The organism is Nostoc sp. 2RC, from assembly GCF_014222165.1.
Classification (GTDB): domain Bacteria; phylum Cyanobacteriota; class Cyanobacteriia; order Cyanobacteriales; family Nostocaceae; genus Nostoc; species Nostoc linckia.
The window spans coordinates 1-1363 of the sequence record NZ_JACKZU010000702.1 but is presented as its reverse complement, the minus strand read 5'-3'; the positions used below and the strand labels follow the sequence as shown (position 1 = coordinate 1363).

The 1363-nt window shown below is 41.2% G+C and carries 1 protein-coding gene; it reads right to left on the bottom strand.

Annotated features, from left to right (window positions below):
* Nucleotides 1-305: 305 nt before the first annotated feature.
* Nucleotides 306-1363: phage tail protein (locus tag GNE10_RS34515; RefSeq protein ID WP_311774913.1), on the bottom strand; the 1058-nt coding region annotated here is incomplete at its 5' end.

Genomic DNA, 1363 nt, shown 5'->3' with positions numbered 1-1363 from the left:
ATTTTAGATTATAAGTTCGTTATGTAAATTTAAAAAAATACTACCCATCTCATTTGCAATTTTAAATTAGAGGTAGTGGCGTGACAAGTTTTAAATGTTGCAATAGATTTTATTGTGGGATGGGTGTCCTCACCCGTCCGGGCGGGCAAGATGCCCAACCCACAAGAGTTTACTAATGCACTATTTTAGCCTTGTCACGGTAGTAGGGTGTATTATGTTGAAGGCTAACTTATCTTTAATTTTTTATGCCTCTTTACGCTCATTGATTCTGAATTCTGAATTCTGAATTCTGAATTTTGAATTCTTTAATTTCGTTGATTTTCAATGGTTAATTCGTAGGTACAGAAAGCTGGTTTTTCTTGTTCGATGATTTTTTGAATCAGCTGTTCGTTGATAATGCCACTGGAAATGTGAGAACGCAAACGAACTACAAAATGATATGGTTGTCCACCGGCTAAAACTGCACTTCCCAGTTGTGCGTCTCCAATAATAAAAGCTGGGCCAAAAGGTTCGGTAATACTAATATGTTTATCTGCTTCATTGGGTAAATGTTCGTCTAATGGTAAGCCTGTATAAAGATGTAAATAAAGACGCAATCCTTTACGAGTTCCTCGCCAGCGATAAAGTTCTACTGCACGACGAATTAAACGGCGCTGTTGCTGGAGATCCCAAACAGAATCTACTTGCCAAGCAACCCAATGAGCCATAAAGGGTAGGAGTGCTTGGGGCGCTGTCAGGGGGTCGAGGTTTGCCCACATGACGTTATAACTGTCAATTATTGGTTGAAAAGCTTGCTCAAATATTTTCATAAAGCGACCAATAAAGTCTACTTCACGATACAAAATAGGCAAGAATTCCATGTAGGCGGTGTAGGGACGGATATATAAATCAAAATATTCGCTTCTGTAGATTTGTTCGTTGTCTGTACCTTGGTCGATGTGTAGAGTAACTAGGCTACGAAAATTCAGAGTTAGTCTGTCTGTTTTTCCTGGGGCTATGGCTTGTTGGTCTTCAAAAAATGTTTCTGGAATAGAAAAGTACAACACTGCGTCCATTTGTCCGCGCGGTGGAATCTCACTACCTTCCGTACCAATTTGACACCACTCACTGGGAAAATTTCCCTCAATCCTGAAGTTTACCTGCAATGGTCGCTGTTCTAAGTTTTGCACTTGGACAATCATTTCACTTGGGTGTCCAGGATGCAAAAGTAAACTACGTCCTGCTGCATCAACGCTTTCCTCATTGGCAAAGGTTAAGCCCCCCACAGGTAAAGCTTCAGGAATTTGCATTGGCGTTAATTGAATGCGGATAGATGGAGTAGAGCGACTTTGAACCATAGCAGTGGGGATGGGGGGATGGGGGG